18 protein-coding genes are annotated in these 21,106 nt (G+C 53.0%); 11 read left to right on the forward strand and 7 right to left on the reverse strand.

Annotated features, from left to right (window positions below):
* Window positions 1-7 precede the first annotated feature (7 nt).
* Complete coding sequence (pntA, locus tag F3J38_RS10515) at window positions 8-1,540, reverse strand: Re/Si-specific NAD(P)(+) transhydrogenase subunit alpha (RefSeq protein ID WP_167138098.1); 1,533 nt, start codon at window positions 1,538-1,540, stop codon at window positions 8-10.
* Between the two features lie 539 nt (window positions 1,541-2,079).
* Here pntA and ydgH point away from each other — a divergent pair.
* Complete coding sequence (gene ydgH, locus F3J38_RS10520; RefSeq protein ID WP_045814202.1) at window positions 2,080-3,036, forward strand: DUF1471 family protein YdgH; 957 nt, start codon at window positions 2,080-2,082, stop codon at window positions 3,034-3,036.
* Between the two features lie 211 nt (window positions 3,037-3,247).
* The gene (locus F3J38_RS10525; RefSeq protein WP_167138101.1) at window positions 3,248-4,639 is read left to right on the forward strand and encodes an amino acid permease; all 1,392 of its coding nucleotides are present in this window, start codon (window positions 3,248-3,250) and stop codon (window positions 4,637-4,639) included.
* Here F3J38_RS10525 and F3J38_RS10530 read toward each other — a convergent pair whose 3' ends face one another.
* Window positions 4,640-5,053: a hypothetical protein gene (locus F3J38_RS10530; RefSeq protein WP_167138104.1), complete on the reverse strand. Its 414-nt coding sequence runs from the start codon at window positions 5,051-5,053 to the stop codon at window positions 4,640-4,642. It lies immediately after the preceding gene.
* 176 nt (window positions 5,054-5,229) lie between these two features.
* Here F3J38_RS10530 and rstA point away from each other — a divergent pair, with 176 nt between their 5' ends.
* The 6 genes from rstA to F3J38_RS10555 all read left to right on the forward strand — a co-directional run bounded on the left by rstA (window position 5,230) and on the right by F3J38_RS10555 (window position 10,499).
* Window positions 5,230-5,955 (forward strand): two-component system response regulator RstA, encoded by a 726-nt coding sequence (rstA, locus tag F3J38_RS10535; RefSeq protein WP_084934203.1) that lies wholly within the window; start codon window positions 5,230-5,232, stop codon window positions 5,953-5,955.
* On the forward strand, window positions 5,952-7,262 hold the full coding sequence (rstB, locus tag F3J38_RS10540; protein WP_167138107.1) for a two-component system sensor histidine kinase RstB: 1,311 nt from the start codon (window positions 5,952-5,954) through the stop codon (window positions 7,260-7,262). The genes rstA and rstB overlap by 4 nt, the downstream gene beginning before the upstream one ends.
* Before the next feature lie 12 nt (window positions 7,263-7,274).
* Window positions 7,275-8,762 carry a carboxypeptidase M32 gene (locus tag F3J38_RS10545; protein WP_167138111.1) on the forward strand — a complete coding sequence of 496 codons (1,488 nt, stop codon included), beginning with the start codon at window positions 7,275-7,277 and terminating at the stop codon, window positions 8,760-8,762.
* Between the two features lie 169 nt (window positions 8,763-8,931).
* Window positions 8,932-9,414: an acid resistance repetitive basic protein Asr gene (asr, locus tag F3J38_RS10550; protein ID WP_167138114.1), complete on the forward strand. Its 483-nt coding sequence runs from the start codon at window positions 8,932-8,934 to the stop codon at window positions 9,412-9,414.
* Window positions 9,415-9,495: 81 nt separating this feature from the next.
* The gene (ydgU, locus tag F3J38_RS28510) at window positions 9,496-9,576 is read left to right on the forward strand and encodes a small membrane protein YdgU (protein WP_455843913.1); all 81 of its coding nucleotides are present in this window, start codon (window positions 9,496-9,498) and stop codon (window positions 9,574-9,576) included.
* A 116-nt stretch (window positions 9,577-9,692) separates the two neighbouring features.
* A complete protein-coding gene (locus tag F3J38_RS10555; protein ID WP_167138117.1) occupies window positions 9,693-10,499 on the forward strand; it encodes a trypsin-like serine peptidase in 807 nt (268 codons plus the stop codon).
* Between the two features lie 138 nt (window positions 10,500-10,637).
* Here F3J38_RS10555 and hrpA read toward each other — a convergent pair whose 3' ends face one another.
* Window positions 10,638-14,534 (reverse strand): ATP-dependent RNA helicase HrpA, encoded by a 3,897-nt coding sequence (gene hrpA / locus F3J38_RS10560; protein WP_167138120.1) that lies wholly within the window; start codon window positions 14,532-14,534, stop codon window positions 10,638-10,640.
* 256 nt (window positions 14,535-14,790) lie between these two features.
* On the opposite strand from hrpA, the gene azoR reads away from it, so the two are divergent.
* Complete coding sequence (gene azoR, locus F3J38_RS10565) at window positions 14,791-15,390, forward strand: FMN-dependent NADH-azoreductase (protein WP_167138123.1); 600 nt, start codon at window positions 14,791-14,793, stop codon at window positions 15,388-15,390.
* A gap of 163 nt (window positions 15,391-15,553) precedes the next feature.
* Here the strand turns inward: azoR and F3J38_RS10570 are convergent, their stop codons facing one another.
* From F3J38_RS10570 to F3J38_RS10580, 3 genes are read right to left on the reverse strand one after another with little or no spacing between them, the layout of a single operon-like run.
* The gene (locus F3J38_RS10570; protein WP_167138125.1) at window positions 15,554-15,874 is read right to left on the reverse strand and encodes a YdbL family probable chaperone protein; all 321 of its coding nucleotides are present in this window, start codon (window positions 15,872-15,874) and stop codon (window positions 15,554-15,556) included.
* 11 nt (window positions 15,875-15,885) lie between these two features.
* Window positions 15,886-16,071 (reverse strand): YnbE family lipoprotein, encoded by a 186-nt coding sequence (locus F3J38_RS10575; RefSeq protein WP_167138128.1) that lies wholly within the window; start codon window positions 16,069-16,071, stop codon window positions 15,886-15,888.
* The gene (locus F3J38_RS10580; protein ID WP_167138131.1) at window positions 16,068-18,686 is read right to left on the reverse strand and encodes a YdbH family protein; all 2,619 of its coding nucleotides are present in this window, start codon (window positions 18,684-18,686) and stop codon (window positions 16,068-16,070) included. The genes F3J38_RS10575 and F3J38_RS10580 overlap by 4 nt, the downstream gene beginning before the upstream one ends.
* Before the next feature lie 165 nt (window positions 18,687-18,851).
* Here F3J38_RS10580 and F3J38_RS10585 point away from each other — a divergent pair, with 165 nt between their 5' ends.
* Window positions 18,852-19,844, forward strand: a complete 993-nt coding sequence (locus F3J38_RS10585; protein WP_167138134.1) for a 2-hydroxyacid dehydrogenase — start codon at window positions 18,852-18,854, stop codon at window positions 19,842-19,844.
* 16 nt (window positions 19,845-19,860) lie between these two features.
* On the opposite strand, the gene F3J38_RS10590 is transcribed toward F3J38_RS10585, so the two are convergent.
* A complete protein-coding gene (locus F3J38_RS10590) occupies window positions 19,861-20,133 on the reverse strand; it encodes a putative hemolysin (protein ID WP_167138137.1) in 273 nt (90 codons plus the stop codon).
* A 188-nt stretch (window positions 20,134-20,321) separates the two neighbouring features.
* Here F3J38_RS10590 and F3J38_RS10595 point away from each other — a divergent pair, with 188 nt between their 5' ends.
* Window positions 20,322-20,978 carry an MgtC/SapB family protein gene (locus F3J38_RS10595; protein ID WP_167138140.1) on the forward strand — a complete coding sequence of 219 codons (657 nt, stop codon included), beginning with the start codon at window positions 20,322-20,324 and terminating at the stop codon, window positions 20,976-20,978.
* Window positions 20,979-21,106: the final 128 nt, after the last annotated feature.

Below are 21,106 nucleotides of genomic sequence, written 5' to 3' on the forward strand. Positions count from 1 at the left end.
TTACCCCTTAATTCTTACGAAACATTTTCAGCATGCGCTGGGTGACGGTGAATCCACCGAAGATATTGATGCTGGCAATCAGAACAGCGACGAAGGCAAGGAAAGTCACCCAACCGCCGTGGCCCATTTGCAGCACCGCACCCACCACAATAATGCCGGAAATGGCATTAGTGACGGACATCAACGGCGTATGCAATGCATGGCTGACGTTCCATACCACGTAGTAGCCGACGACGCAGGAGAGCGCGAAAACGGTAAAGTGGGACAGGAACTCAGGCGGTGCCACATTGGCGAGGCAGGCAAACAGCACCACGGCCAGCGCGATCAGCAGATATTTGCGCCATGGAGAAACCGGTTTGGCTTCCACTTTGGCTTTTGGCTGAATGGCCGCTTGCGCCGTTTTCGGTGCAGCTGAAACCTGAATCGGCGGTGCCGGCCAGGTGACTTCGCCGTCACGAATCACGGTAACGCCACGTACCACAACGTCTTCGAAGTCGACGGTGATTTCGCCGTTCTTCTCTTTGCACAGCAGTTTCAGCAGGTTTACCAGATTGGTGCCGTACAGCTGAGAGGACTGTGTTGGCAGACGGCTAGGCAGATCGGTATAACCAATGATCTTCACACCGTTGCTGGTTAAAGTCACCTGATCGGCTACCGTGAGATCGCAGTTGCCGCCGGTGGCCGCCGCCAGATCGACAATCACGCTGCCTGGCTTCATGCTGGCAACCATTTCAGCAGTGATCAGCTTCGGTGCCGGTTTGCCTGGGATCAACGCGGTAGTCACGATGATATCGACTTCTTTAGCCTGTGCCGCAAACAGTTCCATCTCGGCCTTAATAAAGGCTTCTGACATCACTTTGGCATAGCCATCACCACTACCCGCTTCCTCTTCGAAGTCCAGCTCCAGGAACTCGGCGCCCATACTCTGCACCTGTTCTTTCACTTCTGGACGGGTATCGAACGCACGAACGATAGCCCCAAGGCTGCCAGCTGCACCGATTGCCGCCAGACCCGCCACGCCCGCACCGATGATCATCACTTTGGCGGGTGGTACTTTACCTGCCGCCGTGATTTGACCGGTAAAGAAGCGACCGAATTCATGCGCCGCTTCAACGATGGCACGGTAACCCGCGATGTTTGCCATTGAACTCAGCGCATCCAGTGCCTGGGCACGGGAAATACGCGGTACGGAGTCCATAGCCATCACGGTAACTTGGCGTGCTGCCAGTTTTTCCAGCAGCGCAGGATTTTGCGCTGGCCAAATAAAGCTCACCAGCGTGCTGCCCGCGCGCGTCAGTTCGATCTCCTGATCGTCTGGCGCATTCACTTTCAACACAATGTCAGACTGCCAGACACTTTCGGTGGTGCTGATAGTGGCACCGGCGGCGATAAAACTTTCATCATCAAAGCTGGCACGAATTCCTGCGCCCTGCTCGACAGTCACGCTGAATCCCAGCTTGATCAGCTGCTCAACGGTCTTGGGCGTAGCTGCGACGCGCGACTCGTTGGCTAACCGTTCTTTGGGTATCCCAATTAACATACTGTTTCCTTTCTACAATTAAAGGATGAGGTTCTGTAAGTGGCACAAGCTCACAAGACTGAAACAGCGTTTCAGCCTTTTATGAGCAAAATGCGCAATGTAACAAAGTCTTTATAACCTACTGAAAATGTGAAAAGTGATCCACAGCGATAACGCACACTTATGACATTCACACAAATATTCAGATGCAAAGATTGAATGCCACGTTTTGCCACTAGTTTTACGTCGTAATAAAAAATATTCTGCTGCGCAAAATCGTGTCATGTCGAATTAAGTGTTTTCAAAAACCTATAATTAACAATATGTTAACTATTATGGCACTATGTGTTACCACAATAAGTGGTAACCCGATTAAAAAATCGCCATAACATAACCAAATGACATCTCGATGAATAATTTGCGGTGATTGTCAATCTTATGCGCATAAATTGGCTGAGACAGGCTGATTGTTACATGCAATAATCAGCGGCTAATCTGTTATACATCAAGAGTCCAGCACGTTTTCGTACTCATTTTGCGTAAGGCGAAGGATCATTTTTATGAAGCTGAAGAACACCATTCTGGCGACCACCTTGTTATCCCTGTTGGCAGCAAATGCATTTGCCGCCAAAGAGTTGACGCCAGAACAAGCGGCCGCGTTGAAGCCATTCGAACGTATTAATATCAGCGGTCGTTTTAATGCCATTGGTGATGCCACTGATGCCATCTCAAAAGCAGCCGATGAAAAAGGCGCTGACTCTTTCTATGTTCAGGGCATCAATGACACCAACGGCAATGGTGGTAACTGGCGCGTAACGGCAGACCTGTATAAAGCCAATGCACCCAAAGCGGATGACACCACCCAATATCGCATGTTCAATGGTGTTAAAGAGCTGCCTAAAGCAGAAGCGTATCGTTTAGAGCCATTCGATACCGTCTCTGTCAGCGGTTTCTTCTCAAGCCAGCCAGACGTGAATGATGCGATTGCCAAACAGGCTAAAGACAAAGGTGCTGCATCCTTCTTTATTGTGCGTCAGGTTGATGCCAACAACGGCGGTAACCAATACATTACTGCTTATGTTTACAAAGCTGATGCGCCTGAACGTAAGGTACAAAACGTCTCCGACTCCATCCCAGCAGATTCAGAAGCAGGTAAAGCGGCTCTGGCGGCTGGCGGTGCGGAAGCGAAAAAAGTGGCCATTCCGGGTGTTGCCTCTTCCGATACACCAAGCCGTAGCGTAGGTCGCTTCTTTGAAACGCAAAGTTCTACCGGGCAGCGTTACACGGTGAAACTGGCCGATGGTCGTAGTGTGCAGGAAGTTAACGCCATCACGGCCGCACAAATGCAGCCGTTTGATACGGTGACTTTCTCTGATCACTTCGGCACACCGACAGAAGTGTCTGAAGCCGTTGCCAAACGCGCTGCAGATAAAGGCGCGAAGTATTATCACATCACCCGCCAGTGGTCGAGCCAGAGCGGCGGTAACCTGACCGTGACTGCCGACCTGTTCAAGTAATAGTGATGCGGGGCGATATGCGTCGCCCCGCTCATCTGTTTGCATAATCTCTGCACAAATCTGCATAAACCTGCATTGCCTTCCCCATTCGCTCTCCGTAAAATCCTTCGCCTATTTTCAGGGCATTCCGTTTTAAACTCGGCCAAACACCGCGTTACACTCCAACGGAATAGTCACTACCCAGCATAGTCTGCTGTTCAGGAATGGCGTTTTGGATAAAAAATTAGGTCTTGGTGCGCTCACGGCGTTGGTGCTTAGCTCAATGCTCGGTGCAGGCGTGTTTAGCCTGCCACAAAATATGGCTGCCGTTGCCGGTCCGGCCGCCTTGCTGCTTGGCTGGCTGATTACCGGTGTGGGTATCATTTTTCTGTCGCTGGCAATGCTGCTTTTGACGCGCTTAAAGCCCGAACTGGATGGCGGCATCTTCACCTATGCTCGCGCAGGCTTTGGCGAACTGGTTGGGTTTTGTTCTGCATGGGGTTACTGGTTGTGTGCGGTCATCGCTAACGTCTCCTATCTGGTCATCGTTTTCTCCGCGCTGAGTTTCTTCACTGATACCCCCGATCATGTGGTGTTTGGCGATGGCAATACCTGGCAGGCGATGCTGGGAGCCTCGGTATTGTTATGGCTGGTGCATTGTCTGGTACTGCGCGGCGTACAAACCGCCGCCAGTATCAATCTGTTAGCCACACTGGGAAAATTAGTCCCGTTGCTACTGTTTGTCGTATTGGCACTGGTGGCATTCAATTTTGACCGCTTTGCGTTCGATTTCAGCGGCCTGGCATTAGGTCAGCCCCTGTGGCAGCAAGTGAAACAAACTATGCTGATCACCTTGTGGGTGTTTATTGGTGTTGAAGGCGCGGTAGTGGTTTCTGCGCGTGCGCGTCATAAGAAAGATGTAGGACGCGCGACCATGATGGCGGTCATCGCGGCATTGTTGGTGTATCTGCTGGTGACATTACTTGCATTGGGCGTTGTGCCCCGCGCGGAACTGGCACAAATGCGCAATCCCTCCATGGCGGGCTTGATGAAACATTTGCTCGGGCATTGGGGTGACGCGGTCATCGCGGTCGGCTTGATCATTTCCGTGTGCGGCGCGTACCTCAGTTGGACCATCATGGCCGCCGAAGTGCCGTTTCTCGCGGCACAACAAGGGGCTTTCCCGCGCAGCATTGCACGTCAGAATCGCCACAACTCGCCTGCGGCTTCATTATGGCTCACCAACGGAAGCGTTCAGGTGTGTCTGATCCTTATTGCTTTGACGGGCGCAGATTACAATACCTTGCTGACCATCGCATCAGAGATGATTCTGGTGCCTTATCTGCTGGTGGGTTTGTATTTGATCAAAGTGGTACGCGGGCAAAATAAACCGCTGGCGATGTTGACGGGCATCGGTGCCAGTGCCTACGGCATCTGGTTGCTTTATGCCTCTGGCCCGCTGCACTTGCTGCTTTCCGTGGTGTTGTACGCGCCGGGCTTATTGTTGTTTCTCTATGCGCGACGCGGCGGCCGAAGCGAGACATTACTGTCACAGCTGGAACGCATCGCGATTGTCTTGCTGATTGCTGCGTCACTGCCCGCCATGTGGCAGCTTACGCAATAATTAGTGGGGTTGAACCGGAATTGAAACACACAGCAGGTCATCCTGCTGTGTCAGGTTGAGCGCTTTACGGTATTCCTGATGAATGGCGTCAAGTTGCTCGGCTGACAGAGGATAAGGCAGCTGAATATCAAAGCGACTGATGTGTTGTTGTTCAGCCAAGGTGATCAGGCGCGCGATGTTAATTTCATCGCTGACTTGAGTAGAAATGATTTGTAATGCTAATTCTTTCAGGTGTTCGTCGCTAGCAGCCAGGCCTTGGGCAGATTTACGCGTCACCATGCCAAAAATCGGCATGACACCGTAAATGGCGTCAACAAAACTCCAGCGTTTTTTGCAGGATGCGGAGAGAAAATCGCTGTAATTGAAGCAGATGCGGTCACTGTATCTGGCTGAAGCCAGCTCTTTATCAGACACCCTCGCACTCCTCCTGGTTTTCATTACGGTTCCGAACCTTGCGCTACAACGCGCCGCTAATAATGGCACATTTCACCGTAAACATACCAGTCAGGCAGGGATATTTCGTGCGATAACGTAGAGCTCAGGTCCAGGAAAAGTTATGCTGCTGTCATTCTCATCACTTGCAGAGAAATATGAACAGAATTGTCTATGTGGAAGATGAGCCAGAAGTGGGTGAATTAATCGCCGCTTATCTTGGCCGCCACGATATTGAAGTGATTGTTGAAACGCGCGGAGACCGCGCTGAAGCCACCATCCTTGAAGCCGATCCCGATCTGGTCCTGCTGGATATTATGTTGCCAGGCAAAGATGGCATGACGGTGTGCCGCGACCTGCGCGCGCACTGGCAAGGGCCGATCGTGTTACTGACCTCACTCGACAGCGACATGAACCATATTCTGGCGCTAGAAATGGGGGCTAATGATTACATCCTAAAAACGACACCTCCCGCGGTTTTATTAGCGCGTTTACGCCTGCATCTTCGCCAGGCTCAGGGTGTCCAGCCCGAAGTCGCGCCAGCGGTGCAAAGCTCGCAGCGGGTTTTACGCTTTGGTTCACTCACCATTGATTCACTGAATCGCCAGGTGACGCTGTTCGATGAGAATATCACCCTCTCCACCGCGGATTTCGATCTGCTGTGGGAACTGGCAACGCATGCCGGCCAGATCCTAAATCGTGACGCGTTGCTGAAGACGCTGCGTGGCGTGAGCTATGACGGCATGGATCGCAGCATTGATGTAGCGATTTCTCGCCTGCGTAAAAAGCTGTACGACAGTGCCACCGAGCCCTTCCGCATTAAAACGATTCGAAATAAAGGTTATCTGTTCGCACCTCAGGCTTGGGATACCCGCTCCGCATGAGAAAGCTCTTCATTCAGTTCTATCTGCTGCTGTTTGTCTGTTTTCTGGTGATGACGTTGCTGGTGGGGCTGGTGTACAAATTCACCGCAGAACGCGCTGGACGTCAGTCAATGAACGATCTGATGGCCAGCTCGCTGTTCTTGATGCGTAGCGAACTGCGCGAGATCCCACCGCGAGACTGGAACAAGACAATCCGCAATCTCGATCTTGATTTGTCTTTTGAACTGCATATCGAGCCGATGAGCAAATATCAGCTGGATGAGGCGGACATGAGACGCCTGCGTGCAGGAGAGATTGTCGCGCAGGATGATCAGTACACTTTCCTGCAGCACATTCCGCGCAGCCACTATGTTTTGTCAGTGGGGCCGATTCCTTACCTGTTCTACCTCCACCAGATGCGTATCCTCGATATTGCGCTGCTGGCCTTTATTGGTATGTCGCTGGCATTGCCAGTCTTTATTTGGTTACGACCGCACTGGCAGGAGATGCAGCGTCTCGAAAAGGCAGCGCAACGTTTTGGTCGTGGTGAACTGGATGTGCGTACGCATTTCGAAAGCACGTCCAGTCTGCACAGCCTGGGGGTCGCATTTAACCAGATGGCAGACAACATCAATACGCTGGTGGCCAGCAAGAAGCAGTTGATAGACGGTATCGCCCACGAATTACGGACCCCGCTTGTGCGTCTGCGCTACCGGTTAGAAATGAGTGACAATCTGAGTGAAACCGAATCAGCCGCGCTTAATCGCGATGTGGGCCAGTTAGAGAGCCTGATTGAAGAGTTGTTAACTTACGCAAGGCTTGACCGCCCCCGCGTTGACCTGAATCTCCAGTCGTTTGATCTCGCCCAATGGTTGCGCCTCCACATTGATGATGTGCAAACCATGAATCCTCAAGCGCAAATTGCGCTGGATATCCCTCAACTGGAGAACGTGGGTTCCGCTGACACCCGCTTGATGGAGCGTGTGCTGGACAACCTGGTCAACAATGCGCTGCGCTATGCGCAACAGCGATTGCGGGTCAGCCTGTGGTTTGATGGTGCCATCGGCAACTTGCAGGTCGAAGATGATGGTCCTGGCATTCCTCAGGAAGAGCGCGAGCGCGTCTTCGAGCCTTTTGTTCGTCTCGATCCCAGCCGCGACCGAGCCACAGGCGGCTGCGGTTTGGGGCTGGCCATTGTGCATTCCATCGCGCAGGCACTGCAGGGGCACGTCACTATTGAGAGCAGCCCGTTAGGCGGGGCGTGCGTTCGCTTCTGCTGGCCGGTTGATCTACCCTTGCGAGACCTTTCGCCACGTTTACCGTCATAAGGAGCTTTTATCGTGACATCCGCTTATCAGCAGCTTAGTCGTACTTTCCAGCGTCTCTCTCGCTTCGGCCATCTTGGTGCTATTGCGGGCGTGGACATGCAAACCACGATGCCTCCAGGCGGCAGCCAGGCGCGTGGTGAAGCCATGGCCGAACTAAGCGTGTTTATGCATGAACTGTTGACCGATAAGCGCCTCGGCGGTTTGTTTGATGCCGCGCAGCAAGAGTCTTTAAACGACGTCGAGCAAGCAAATCTCAGTGAAATGCAACGCGCTTGGCAGCAGGCAACCTTGCTTCCTGCCTCGCTGGTGGAAGCCAAATCGTTAGCGGGTTCTCGTTGTGAACATGCCTGGCGTCAACAGCGTCCAGCCAATGACTGGAAAGGTTTCTCAACCAACCTGAAAGAGGTAGTGAAGCTCAGCCGCGAAGAGGCACAATTGCGTGCTGACGCGTTGGGCGTTTCCCGTTACGACGCACTGTTGGATGTGTTCGAACCTGGCATGACCAGTGCGCAGCTCGACCAAACCTTTGGCGACCTGAAAAGCTGGTTGCCTGAACTGTTGCAGCGTGCCGTAGCTAAACAGCAGCAAAGCGCCATCGAAGCCCCCGTTGGGCCTTTTGCTATCGAAGCGCAGAAGCAGCTGGGCCTGAGCCTGATGAAAACCCTCGGTTTTGATTTCAATCACGGCCGGCTTGACGTCAGTGCTCATCCGTTCTGCGGCGGTGTGCCAGAAGATGTGCGCATTACCACCCGTTACAACGAGAATGATTTCCTCAGCGCGATGATGGGGGTGATCCATGAAACGGGCCACGCTCGCTACGAGCAGAATCTGCCGCAGCACTGGCGTGGGCAGCCAGTGGCCCTTGCGCGATCCACCGCAATCCATGAATCCCAAAGTCTGTTTATGGAGATGCAACTGGGGCGCAGCAAAACGTTCCTGCAGCATATCCATCCGCAAGTTGTCGCCCTGATGGGCGATCAGCCCGCTTTAGGACTGGATAACTTTATTCGTCAGACGCAGCGTGTGAAGCCTGGCTTTATTCGTGTTGATGCCGATGAGCTGAGCTATCCCGCACACGTCATTCTGCGTTATGAAATTGAACGCGCGTTGATTGAAGGTGAAATTGAAGTCGACGATATCCCTGCGCTGTGGGATGAGAAGATGCAGCAGTCGCTGGGTATTGATACGCGGGGAAATTATCGCGACGGTTGTATGCAGGACATTCACTGGACCGACGGTGCCTTTGGCTACTTCCCGACTTATACTCTGGGCGCCATGTATGCAGCACAGCTGTTCCAGGCCGTGAAGCGTGCTATCCCGCAAGTGGACGACCTGATTCTTAACGGCGAGTTGCAGCCGGTGTTTGACTGGTTACAGCAGAACATCTGGCAGCACGGCAGCCGCTTCCCTACAGAGAAATTGCTGGTCACGGCCACTGGCGAAAAGCTGAATCCGTACTATTTCCGCCAACATCTTGAACAACGTTATCTCTCTGAGTAAACTGCGCGGCGGCCTTACTGGCCGCCCTTTTCACATCCTTTACCTTGCTTTGTACATTCCGTTACACGCCGATACCAATCCCTCACGGAAAGCCTGAATTGTTTTTCATATAGTGATTTCACCGGCCCCGCAGTGGGCTACACATGAAAAAATAGTTCGAGGATTTGCGATGAAAAAATTAGTTGCTCTGGTGATCGCCGCTGCTATGGGTATGTCTTCTGTTGCTTTCGCTGCTGAGACCACTACTGCTGCTCCTGCTGCTGCCGCTACTACTACTGCTGCACCAGTGAAGCACAAAGCTGCTCACCATAAAAAAGTTGCTCAGAAAGCTCAGGCCGCTAAGAAACACAAAAAAGTAGCTAAGAAAGCTCCTGCTGCACAGAAAGCTCAGGCTGCTAAAAAGCACCACAAAAAAGCAACCAAGCCAGCTGCACAGAAAGCCCAGGCTGCTAAAAAGCACCACAAAAAAGCAACCAAGCCAGCTGCACAGAAAGCCCAGGCTGCTAAAAAGCACCACAAAAAAGCAACCAAGCCAGCTGCACAGAAAGCTCAGGCTGCTAAAAAGCACCACAAAAAAGTAACCAAGCCAGCTGCACAGAAAGCGCAGGCTGCTAAAAAGCACCACAAAAAAGCGAAAAAAGCAGCTAAATAAGTCTGTCTCTTAGCGCCAATACCGCATTAATTTTCAAAACACCCGGTTATGCCGGGTGTTTATTTACTGGAGTAGCGAAAAATGGTGCGTCGCTATCGCTTCGAAATTATCCTGATTGTGATGATCCTCTGCGGCATTGTTGCAGCCAGTTTTTTTATCTAGTCGTTGTAGCGTGCTGATTACTCCAATATTTCTCCCTTTTTTCCCGCTCTCCGACTATAGTTATCGCTCAAGCGTGATGACAATATCCCCTACTTATTCTCGCCATTGAGAGAACTATGCGCCTGGCTATCCTGTTTCTTGTTGGTATTTTCAGTTTTAACCTCGCAGCACATGCCGATGATGAAGATGGGCCAAGCCCGGAAGACATCAAGACGCTATTCTTTGGCAAAGACCATCGCAAGGCGATCACGGATGTGAGTGCCGCGCCTTGGGACGCGATCGGCCAGTTAGAAACCGAAAGCGGCAACCTCTGTACCGCAACCCTGATTTCAGCACATCTGGCGTTAACTGCCGGTCACTGCTTACTGGCCCCTCCAGGCAAATTCGATAAGCCCGTCGCCCTGCGTTTTATGGCTGGCGCGAAAGGCTGGCGTTACGAAATTCATGACATCGATGCACGGGTTGAACCCTCTTTAGCCCGTAAATTACAGGCCGACGGTGAGGGTTGGATCGTGCCACCGGGCGCAGCACCTTACGATTATGGGTTGGTTATTTTGCATAACCCGCCATCTGGCATTGTGCCGATTCCGTTGTTTGATGGTTCCCGCAGCGATTTGACGGATGCACTGAAAACCACCGATCGCAAAGTGACGCAGGCAGGTTACCCAGCGGACCATCTCGATACGCTCTATTCACACAGCGATTGTTTGATTACTGGCTGGGCACAGCGTGCCGTACTCTCGCATCAATGCGATACCCTGCCGGGAGACAGTGGCTCGCCGCTGTTATTGAAAAAGGGAGACGGCTGGCAGTTGATTGCAGTGCAGAGTTCCGCCCCCGCGCCAGCCGATCGTTATCGTGCTGATAACCGCGCCATTGCGGTGACCTCGTTTAAAGATCGCCTGGAAGAGTTAGCAAAATAACGCTTTCATACTGAGGGGATTTCATTGTAGCGGTGCGATTTATCGCGCGTACCTGACGCGGCAGTGCTGCTGAAAGACGCGAATGAGATTGCGCCGCTACCGCTCACCATAGCATGCGGTAACGGCCCTTCTCACTCGTCAGCTAATCTGTTCCATGGCTTGCAGAATGCGTTTCTCAGAAATCGGGAAAGGCGTGCCTAACTGCTGCGCAAAGTAGCTGATTCTTAACTCTTCCAACATCCAGCGAATCGCCTGCACTTCGGTATCATCCTGACGCTGCGGTGGCAATTTGTTACGCCAACTTTGCCATGCTTGTTCAGCCGCCTGCACTTTAAGCATCCGCGCACGATCGCTGTGTGGGTCGACCGGCAACTTCTCCAGACGCCGTTCAATACCTTGCAGATAGCGCAGCGTATCACCCAATCGCTGATAGCCATTGCCGGTGACAAAGCCGCGATACACCAACCCGCTCATTTGCGTTTTGACATCGGACAGCGCCAAAGCCAGCGACATATCCACGCGGCCTTTAAGGAACTTGTTGATATTGAAAACACTCGTCAGAATCTGCTCGACCTGTTTGGCGATGGTAACTACGGTTTCATTCAGCTCCGCACGGACTTTGTCACGCAGTTGCTCGAAGTTGTCCTGTTGCCACGCCGGACCGCCGGCTTCAGCCATCAGTTTGTCTACGCCACAAGCGATGCAATCATCGATCAAGTCGAGTACTTTTCCGTAAGGATTGAAGTACAAACCTAACTTGGCTTTGTTCGGCAACTTTTCATGCAGATATTTGATCGGCGAGGGGATATTCAGAAGCAATAAACGCCGCTGACCGCGCCACATCACTTTTTGCTGCTCCAGCTCGCTGTCAAACAGGCGAATCGCAACACTGTCCTTTTCATCCACCAGCGCTGGCCAGGCTTTGACCTGGTAACTACCGCGCTTCTGTTCATAACTCTGCGGAAGATCGCCAAAGCTCCAGATGTGCAAACCGCTCTGTTCCAGGCCATCATCTGCCACTTTAGACAGCGTCTCCTGGACTTTGCCCTTCAACACCTGTTTAAGCTGATGCAGGTCTTTGCCTTCCTGCAGCTTACGATTGTGCTCGTCCACGATGCGGAAAGTCATTTTCAGGTGATCGGGTACCTGATCCCACTGCCAGGTTTCACGCTCAATGGTGACACCGGTCATGCGACGGAATTCACGCTCAAGCGCATCCAAAAGCGGCAATTCCAGCGGCGTAGCCCGACCAAGGAACGCTTCGGCGTAATTGGGCGCAGGCACCAGATTGCGACGGGTGGGTTTCGGTAACGACTTGATTAGCGCGATAACTAACTCCCGTCGCACGCCAGGGATTTGCCACTCGAAACCGCTCTCCTCTATCTGGTTTAACAGCGGCAGTGGAATGTGGATCGTGACGCCATCGGCATCCGCGCCCGGCTCGAACTGATAGCTCAGCTTCAGCTTGAGATTGCCCTGATGCCAGAAGTTTGGGTAATCCAACTGGCTGACTTTATCCGCACCCTCTTTGATCAGCATCTGCTTATCAAAATTCAGCAGCTCAGGATTCTCTTTGCTGGCTTGCTTCCACCAGCTGTCGAAATGGCGTGCCGATACCACTTCGCTGCCGATGCGGCGATCGTAGAAGGCAAACAGCGTCTCGTCGTCCACCAGAATGTCACGGCGGCGCGATTTATGTTCCAGGTCTTCCACTTCAGTGCGTAACTTCAAGTTGTTGCGCAGGAACGCATGCCGCGTCTGCCAATCACCTTCGACCAGCGCATGGCGAATAAATAACTCACGGCTGAGTTGAGGATCGATTCGGCTGTAATTGACCTTACGCGCCTGCACAATCGCCAGGCCATAAAGAGTGACTTTCTCCGTCGCCATCACCGCACCTTGGGCTTTCTCCCAGTGCGGTTCGCTGTAGCTACGTTTAATCAGGTGCTGCGCCAGGGGTTCGATCCATTCAGGATCGATGCGTGCCGCCACGCGGCCCCACAACCGGCTGGTTTCAACCAGTTCCGCCACCATGGTCCACTTTGGCGGCTTCTTAAACAGGCCAGAACCGGGAAAGATGGAGAAACGAGCATTACGCGCACCGGTAAACTCCTGCTTCTCATTATCTTTTTGGCCAATATGCGATAACAATCCTGTCAGCAACGCGCAGTGCACTTCACGATACGGCGCCGGTTCGCTGTTCACCGGCATACCCTGCTCGCGCACCACCTGGCGTAATTGCGTGTAAATATCCTGCCATTCACGCACGCGTAAATAATTCAGGAAGTCGGTTTTACACTGACGGCGGAAATGATTACCCGACAGCGCTTTTTGCTGCTCTTGCAGATAGTTCCACAAATTCACAAATGACAGGAAGTCGGACTCTTTGTCTGCAAATCGACGATGTTTCTCATCGGAAGCCTGCTGTTTTTCGCTGGGACGTTCACGCGGATCTTGAATTGAGAGCGCCGCAGTGATGATCATCGCTTCACGCACACAGCCAAATTTTTGCGCTTCCAACACCATGCGGGCCAGGCGTGGATCTACTGGCAACTGTGCCAACTGACGGCCTGACGTGGTCAGCTTGTAGGTTTCATCTTCGCTCAGCGTGATGGCACCCAACTCTTCCAGCAAGCGAACACCGTCCTGAATATTACGCTTGTCTGGCGCTTCGACGAACGGGAAGGCGCCGATATCACCGAGGCCAAGCGCCGTCATCTGCAGAATAACCGACGCCAGATTGGTACGCAGAATTTCCGGGTCGGTGAATGCTGGGCGGCTGAGGAAATCGTCTTCTGAATAAAGACGGATACAGATCCCCTCTGAGACACGCCCACAACGCCCTTTACGCTGATTGGCAGAGGCTTGTGAGACTGGCTCAATCGGCAGGCGCTGCACTTTGGTGCGATAGCTGTAACGGCTAATGCGCGCGGTACCGGGATCGATAACATATTTAATGCCCGGCACCGTCAGTGACGTTTCTGCCACGTTGGTCGCCAGCACGATACGGCGCCCGCTGTGCGACTGGAATACACGATTCTGTTCAGCATTCGACAGGCGCGCATACAGCGGCAAGATTTCGGTATGCGGAATATCGCGTTTCATCAGCGCATCCGCTGTATCGCGAATTTCACGCTCACCGCTCATAAAGATCAGGATATCGCCACGACTCTCATGGCCCAGCTCATCGACGGCATCAAAAATCGCCTGCAGCTGGTCGCGATCGGTATCCTCGGCATCTTCCACAATCGGACGGTAGCGCACTTCCACCGGATAAGTGCGGCCTGAGACCTCAATCACGGGAGCATGATTGAAGTGGCGCGAGAAGCGCTGCGGATCGATGGTGGCTGAGGTAATAATCACTTTCAAGTCTGGGCGGCGCGGTAACAGCTCGCGTAAATAGCCCAGCAGGAAGTCGATGTTAAGGCTGCGTTCGTGCGCTTCATCGATGATGATGGTGTCATATTGCAGCAACTGACGATCCTGCTGGATTTCCGCCAATAGAATACCGTCGGTCATCAGTTTAACTTGTGTAGTGTCGCTGACCTGGTCGTTAAAACGCACTTTGTAGCCAATCGTCCCACCCAGCGACGTTTCCAGTTCGTCAGCGATGCGGTTCGCCACGGTTCGCGCCGCCAGACGGCGCGGCTGTGTATGGCCTATAAACCCTTTCACACCGCGACCCAGCGCGAGACAGATCTTTGGCAACTGTGTGGTTTTCCCCGAACCGGTTTCACCCGCTACAATCACCACCTGATGATCGCGAATCGCCTCAGCAATCTCCTGCTGCTTTTGGCTCACTGGCAGGTTTTCAGGGAAAGTAATACGCGGTGTGGCCGCAGTGCGCTGTGCGATACGCTGTTCAGCAGCCACGAACTCCGGCTCCAGTTCGGCGGCAATGCCCTGCTGCGCCGTGGGATTTTTCACTTTGGCTGCGCCGTGCAGGCGACGCTGTAAGCGCTGACGATCGCGCAGCATCAAATTATCGAGCCGCGTCCAAAGTGGGGCTAAAGGGGAAGTGACGGATGATGACATAGTGATGCGTTACCTGTTGTCGCGGCGAGCACTGCCAATGTGCGCTCGATGCCGGCTGAAATTTCCCGGCGGATTCAATCAATTATTGTGCGGCATAATAGCACACTCTGGACAACCTCACCTGACCGGACGTGCGACCTTATTCAATAATTTCGAACATAGGTCTCGAAATATTGCGCTTTTACCTCGCGGAGGAACTCCGTAGAGTGTAACGCATTGAGCGGTAAGCCAACCGCGTAACGCACAGGAAAATACCATGAGCAAAGTTTTAGTTCTGAAATCAAGCATCCTCGCTGGTTACTCTCAGTCAAACCAACTGGCTGACTTCTACGCTGAAGAAGCCCGCGCTAAAGGTAACGACGTTACCGTACGCGACCTGGCTGCTCAGCCGATTCCGGTTCTGGATGGTGAGCTGGTTGGCGCACTGCGTCCTTCCGATGCCCCGCTGTCTCCACGTCAGCAAGAAGCGCTGGCGCTGTCTGACGAGCTGATTGCTGAACTGCAGGCGCATGACACTGTGGTTATCGCTGCTCCGATGTACAACTTCAACATCCCAACTCAGCTGAAAAACTACTTTGACCTGATTGCTCGCGCTGGCGTCACTTTCCGTTATACCGAAGCAGGCCCAGAAGGTTTGGTGACTGGCAAACGTGCTGTGATCCTGTCAAGCCGTGGCGGTATCCACAAAGATACTCCAACCGACCTGCTGACCCCATACGTGAAACTGTTCCTGGGCTTCATCGGTATCACTGACGTGAACTTCGTGTTCGCGGAAGGCATTGCTTATGGTCCTGAAGTGGCGACCAAAGCGGCTAACGATGCAAAAGACGCCATCAAGCAGATTGTTGCTGCGTAATCATTGAGAACGTGATGAATACCCGAGAATAATGGGTATGATGCCATCTTTGCCGGGCCTGAGTGCCCGGCTTTTTTGTTTTTGAAAGTTGGGAGGCTGTTGATTACGCCACTGTCGGTGAGGCCGCAGTCGACAAAGGTTTGGGTTAATTACGTGCTGGCTTTTACTTACGCAACCACTGTCCGTTAATCCCACGCACATACTCGCCGCTGCCTGCACGGCTCACCAGTTTCTCTCCCGCGATGCGTGCCACTTCACTGGTGGTCAGGTTGTTCTGCTGCGCCACACGCTGATACTGCTGCGTACGCCCGTCATTAATGCGTTTAACCAGTGCCAGAGTTTCATCATCCTGTTGCCGCGCGGCGATAAAACCACTTAGTGTTTCGCCCACACGCCCCTGCTGTCGCGCTTCGTCAAGCGTCAATGCCCACGCTGATGGCACCAGCAGCAGCGCCAGAATCAATGCGATCCCTTTGCTTCTCATACTGACCCTCCTCAAAACAGCCCGCTCTGATTTTTCAGCAGCGCTTCCACGTCTTTATCCACTTTGATGTGAATTTCATGTTCAATCTTCACGTTCATGTTGATAGTGATCGGCTCTTTCGGTGCTGCCACTTCAATGCGCGGTACGCAACCCGTGATTGGCAATAGCGCCAGTAACAGCAATGCCCTGAGGCTCATGGTTGGGGATCCTTCTTAGATGGCAGGGTGGCATTTTGCTCCACCCATGATTGCAAATTATCGCCAAAGCGCAGGCTGCGCCACAGCTGGAACAGGTTTTCCTGATGTCGATAGTTGAGATTGATCGACTGGCGGCGATTACTAAACTGGCTGGTGCCTTTCACTTCTGACTGCATCGTCAAATTACCAAAATTATCTAAATCAATCGTCGCCCAGGAGCGGGAAATTTCCATGTAGCGCAGCCAGTCCATCGCCGCACCAGCAGCAAAGTTATTGCTGACAATCGCATCAGCCATGTCTTTATCCATGCGGAAGGTGAGCGGTCCACTGTTGGCAATCCACCCCTTCTCAATCAGCCATTGTGGGTTATTCACCCACAGCGGCAGCTCACCATTGACCTTGCCCGACATGGCAAACTGTTTAGGTTTGATGGCGGTAATCAGCTTGCTGAGGTTGATCTCGCGTAGAGAGACACGGGCAGGCTCATGCTGCGGCATGCGCAGTTCAGGCATGCTGACATGACCGCCAAGCAGATCGAGGTTTACATTACTCAGCGTGAGCGGCTGACGCTCCTGCCATGGATAATGCCCTTGCAAATCGGCAGTAATATTCTGGAGGGTAAACTGGTTTTTGACTTCGGCAATGCGCAGCGAAACCGGACCTCGGCGTCCCAGTTGCCATTGATGATCCTTTAAGCGGAACGGCAGTGTGAAATCGACACCATTGATTTCACTGTCCGGCATCCACAGGCTGCCCTTTTTCACTGCCCAGAACCCACCCGCTTCAAAACCCTGATCGCTGGCGGCAGAGAAAGCCATTTGCGCGCGCAGTTCGCCAGACTGAATACGCATTTTGAGATCGCTGCTTAACAGCGGTTGAAATACCGTCAGCGACTGTGCAGGCCACCAGGCCTCGCCGCGAAGACGTTCCCCATCCCAGCGACCATGCACGCGTACTGGGCCAATGTCTTCCGCCATCAGTTGTCCCCGCCAGTTAAACCGGCTGGGATCGCTGCCTTTCGCTGCAAAATCTAACTCGGAGGGAGGAAGCCAGCCGCCATAACTGAACTGGGTCTGTCCAGACTTCAGCGTGAACCCGCCAGTGAAAGCGGGATGGTCAAGATCACGTTGCCAGCGAACGGGGGCTGAAAGGGTCAGCCGGGGTTTGTCCACCTGCACCATGCCATAAGCCAGTTGATCAAAACCGGTATCAAGCGTATCGAGACTTATCAAGGTATCTAGCCAGCTACCGGTTCCTTTAACGTCCCATTTGGCATTCAGCGGTGCCATCTCCCCCTCACCCCAGTAACGCCAATTCCAGCGTCCGCTGTCCGGCCAGAAATTGCTGGCACGGCCGTCAAGATGCAGGTTAAAGCGGCCAAAGCTGGGATCGTGGGCCTTAAGAATCGCCTGCAATCGCCCATTGATGCCACCCGAGGCAAGAGTGACCCCCGCCAGTGGCCAGCGCGCTTCATCCACTTCCAGCGTGGAAAGCAAACGCCCGCGTAAACGCAACAATGCTCCCTGCTTCAAACTCACCTGCGGGTCGGTCAACATGCCGTGTAACACACCGGGCATACTGCCGAAAAGTTGTAACTCGGCAAGTTTACTCTCGCCGGTCAGTTGGAAAGGTAGATGACTGTCGGTCAGGCTCAGCGTGCCCGGCCCCACGCTCAGCACCAGGTTCCCTTTACCGCCACGACCTTGCGTGATTAGATTAAAACGGCCGCTGACTTGGGTGTTTTCAAGCCCCTGTTGCCAGTTATCCAGCGTCAGCGCCATCCCACCAGACAGTGGCTGTTCCGCCTGTGGCCAGCGCCAGTGACCTTGGGTGATACGAATCTGTTGGGCATCAACTTGCCACGGCAGTTGCAAAAGCGGCTGTTCGTCACCCTGTTGATTGATCACCAGCGTACCCTGCTGCTTCTGCCAGTTCAGCGTCACCGAGAGCGGTTGAGGCCATTGCGTCAGATTGACATCGCCATTCAACTCACCCGCCACGGGCAAGCCATCGGCAAAGGTGGGCAGCGTGACATCACCGTGCAGTTCGAGTGGTTTCGGCAACAAGGGATGATTGAGCTGCAACTGGGCGATATGCAATTCCTGCCCTTGCAGGCGCGCATCCACACGGAGGTTATCGCCCTGATAGTGTAATTGCTGCGCATCCTTGTCTAACTGGAGGTCAAAGCGACCGGCATACTGTTGCCACGGGAGAATGCTGAGTTGACCAAGGTGGATATCTGCGCCTGGAAGCATCTGCTGCCATTCTGTCAGACTACGCGGTGCCCCACTGGCATCGCTTTTCGGTAACGCTTGTAGGCAATCGCTGTTCAACTGCAAAGCCTGGGCATTCAGTTGCCAGCGTTGGTGTTGCCAGCCCAGCGATGCGTCTTCGATCTTCGCCAGCGTACAATCCCCCACCAGGTAGCGGACTTCGGGGAAATGCAGGCCGCCCTGATGCCAACGAGGCGATCCCTGCAACTCGACGCGTGTGCTTTCGGGTAGCCAAATACCGGCCAGACGCGGCAGCCACTGCGTCAACGTCAGCAGCAGCCCCAGCAGCAGCAGTATCAGCGCCAGTAGCGCAGCAAGTGTTCGACGAAGGCCCCGCGTCATGGCAGCTAACTTTCCTGTTCTTTACGCAATCCTGACAGAGATGATGTCATGTTATGCCTGGCAAATGAAGGTGTTAGCTTAATAGCCTGGTTGAAGATCAGCAAAATAACGCGGAAAACGTTATCCTGTTGTGATACCGACATTGCATTTTTCAGGAGCGAAACAATGAAAGTTGCGGTTTACAGTACCAAACACTACGACCAGAAATACCTTGAACACGTCAATGCCAGCTATGGATTCGAGCTGCAGTTCTTTGATTTCCTGCTCAGCAAAGCCACGGCGAAGAACGCCGCGGGCTGTGATGCGGTGTGCATCTTCGTGAATGACGATGGCAGTAAAGAGGTACTGGAAGAGCTGGCAGAGCTGGGCGTGAAATACATTGCGTTACGCTGTGCCGGTTTCAACAATGTGGATCTCGCAGCCGCTGCAACACTGGGCCTTCAGGTGGTGCGCGTGCCAGCCTACTCACCGGAAGCCGTCGCAGAACATGCGGTAGGATTGATGATGACGCTGAATCGGCGTATCCATCGCGCCTATCAGCGCACACGTGACGCTAACTTTTCGCTCGATGGCTTAACCGGCTTCAACATGCATAACAAAACTGCTGGCGTTGTGGGTACTGGCAAAATTGGGGTGGCGGCGATGCGCATCCTGAAAGGTTTTGGCATGCGTCTGCTGGCATTTGATCCTTACCCGAGCGCCGCAGCTCTTGAACTCGGTGCGGAGTATGTCGATCTTAAAACGCTTTTTGCTGAATCTGATGTGATTACCCTTCACTGCCCGCTCACACCGGAAAACCATCATCTGCTTAACGCAACGGCATTCAGCCAAATGAAAGACGGCGTGATGATCATTAACACCAGTCGGGGTGGCTTAATTGATTCACAGGCGGCAATTGATGCGCTGAAACAGCAGAAGATTGGTTCGCTGGGCATGGATGTATATGAAAACGAACGCGACCTGTTCTTTGAGGACAAGTCGAATGATGTGATTCAGGACGATATCTTCCGTCGCCTCTCTGCCTGCCATAATGTGCTGTTCACTGGACATCAGGCATTTTTGACGGCGGAAGCCCTGACGGCGATTTCAGAAACTACGCTCAGTAATTTGCAACAGCTTGAACGTGGCGAAATCAGCCCGAATCAGGTCAAAGCTTAAGGGTTTTGCGCCTGCATCAGCGGGCGCACTGTCCACCCATCAGCGCTTGCTCATCACAGCGGCGGCCATTCGCCAGTTGGCACATGCCAATACGCGAACCGTCTAACTGACGTGAAAATGCCAATGTACCCCCGGCATTACTACAATTCACTTCAGCCATCGATGCCATCACAACATGCGGTTGAACGTGTGCAGCAGTCGCCTGTTGCGGTGGTTCGTTATCACTATTGCTGCTGCAGGCAGAAAGTAACAGCGCTGCACCGGCCAGCAGTAAAGTAGCGGCTTTCATCGGTCGGGCTCCGGGGAGTTGGGCGTAAAAGAGCCACCAGCATATGTCAGGCAGGATAACGGGTCGATAGCCGACACAGCTTTTTACAAAATTTAATATCGTCTTTTGCAAGCAGAATTATCCTGATTGAACGCACTCATCCTTTCCTGTGAAAATTATTAATATTTATCAACACCTAAGGAGGAACAATGTTAACGGATATGCTCATCCGTATTGCCTTGGCCGGGATACTCGGTGGCCTGATTGGACTCGAACGCCAGATGCGCGCGAAAGAAGCCGGGCTGCGAACCCACATTCTGGTGGGCATCGGCAGCGCCATGTTCATGTTGGTATCCAAATATGGCTTCTCTGACATGCTGAATAGCGACCATGTGGCGCTCGATCCCAGCCGTATTGCCGCACAGGTTGTCAGCGGCATGGGCTTCCTCGGCGCGGGCACTATCATCATCCAAAAACAGATCGTCAAGGGATTGACCACAGCCGCAGGATTATGGGTAACGGCGGCCATTGGCCTGGTTATCGGTAGCGGCATGTACGAGATCGGCATTTACGGAACCGTATTGGCGCTGGTGGTGCTTGAAACCTTCCGCCGTCTGAGTCATTTGTTGATTGGTCGCCACCACACGCTGCTGGTGCATTTAAAACCTAAAAGCGTGCCGCTGGTTCTGCTGGTGCTTCAACGCGAAAAATTACGCTATGGCCATATTGCGGTAGTCAATCGGGACGAAGAGAGCGGTTTGTGTGAATTAAGCGTTGAAGTGACATTGTCACGTAGAGCACCCATGCACAGCATTTATGACAAAGTCATCGAAATCAAAGGGGTTCACTCGCTAGAGATGATGTAAAAAACAGCAATCTTAGATGTCTGTGCGTTCACCGCTGTTCACCACACAGATGAAAAAGTCCTGACCCCGCGCTTTGCTAGACTGAATCATTACCCCCGTAAATTTTATGGGATTCTCAGCGTAGCAAA

The sequence above is a fragment of the Candidatus Pantoea formicae genome, from assembly GCF_011752625.1.
Lineage (GTDB): Bacteria > Pseudomonadota > Gammaproteobacteria > Enterobacterales > Enterobacteriaceae > Pantoea > Pantoea formicae.

Coding starts and splice junctions, on each gene's coding strand:
- pntA (WP_167138098.1), bottom strand. CDS start 1,540: ATGTTAATTGGGATACCCAAAGAACGGTTAGCCAACGAGTCGCGCGTC.
- ydgH (WP_045814202.1), top strand. CDS start 2,080: ATGAAGCTGAAGAACACCATTCTGGCGACCACCTTGTTATCCCTGTTG.
- rstA (WP_084934203.1), top strand. CDS start 5,230: ATGAACAGAATTGTCTATGTGGAAGATGAGCCAGAAGTGGGTGAATTA.
- rstB (WP_167138107.1), top strand. CDS start 5,952: ATGAGAAAGCTCTTCATTCAGTTCTATCTGCTGCTGTTTGTCTGTTTT.
- asr (WP_167138114.1), top strand. CDS start 8,932: ATGAAAAAATTAGTTGCTCTGGTGATCGCCGCTGCTATGGGTATGTCT.
- ydgU (WP_455843913.1), top strand. CDS start 9,496: ATGGTGCGTCGCTATCGCTTCGAAATTATCCTGATTGTGATGATCCTC.
- F3J38_RS10555 (WP_167138117.1), top strand. CDS start 9,693: ATGCGCCTGGCTATCCTGTTTCTTGTTGGTATTTTCAGTTTTAACCTC.
- hrpA (WP_167138120.1), bottom strand. CDS start 14,534: ATGTCATCATCCGTCACTTCCCCTTTAGCCCCACTTTGGACGCGGCTC.
- azoR (WP_167138123.1), top strand. CDS start 14,791: ATGAGCAAAGTTTTAGTTCTGAAATCAAGCATCCTCGCTGGTTACTCT.
- F3J38_RS10570 (WP_167138125.1), bottom strand. CDS start 15,874: ATGAGAAGCAAAGGGATCGCATTGATTCTGGCGCTGCTGCTGGTGCCA.
- F3J38_RS10575 (WP_167138128.1), bottom strand. CDS start 16,071: ATGAGCCTCAGGGCATTGCTGTTACTGGCGCTATTGCCAATCACGGGT.
- F3J38_RS10580 (WP_167138131.1), bottom strand. CDS start 18,686: ATGACGCGGGGCCTTCGTCGAACACTTGCTGCGCTACTGGCGCTGATA.
- F3J38_RS10585 (WP_167138134.1), top strand. CDS start 18,852: ATGAAAGTTGCGGTTTACAGTACCAAACACTACGACCAGAAATACCTT.
- F3J38_RS10590 (WP_167138137.1), bottom strand. CDS start 20,133: ATGAAAGCCGCTACTTTACTGCTGGCCGGTGCAGCGCTGTTACTTTCT.
- F3J38_RS10595 (WP_167138140.1), top strand. CDS start 20,322: ATGTTAACGGATATGCTCATCCGTATTGCCTTGGCCGGGATACTCGGT.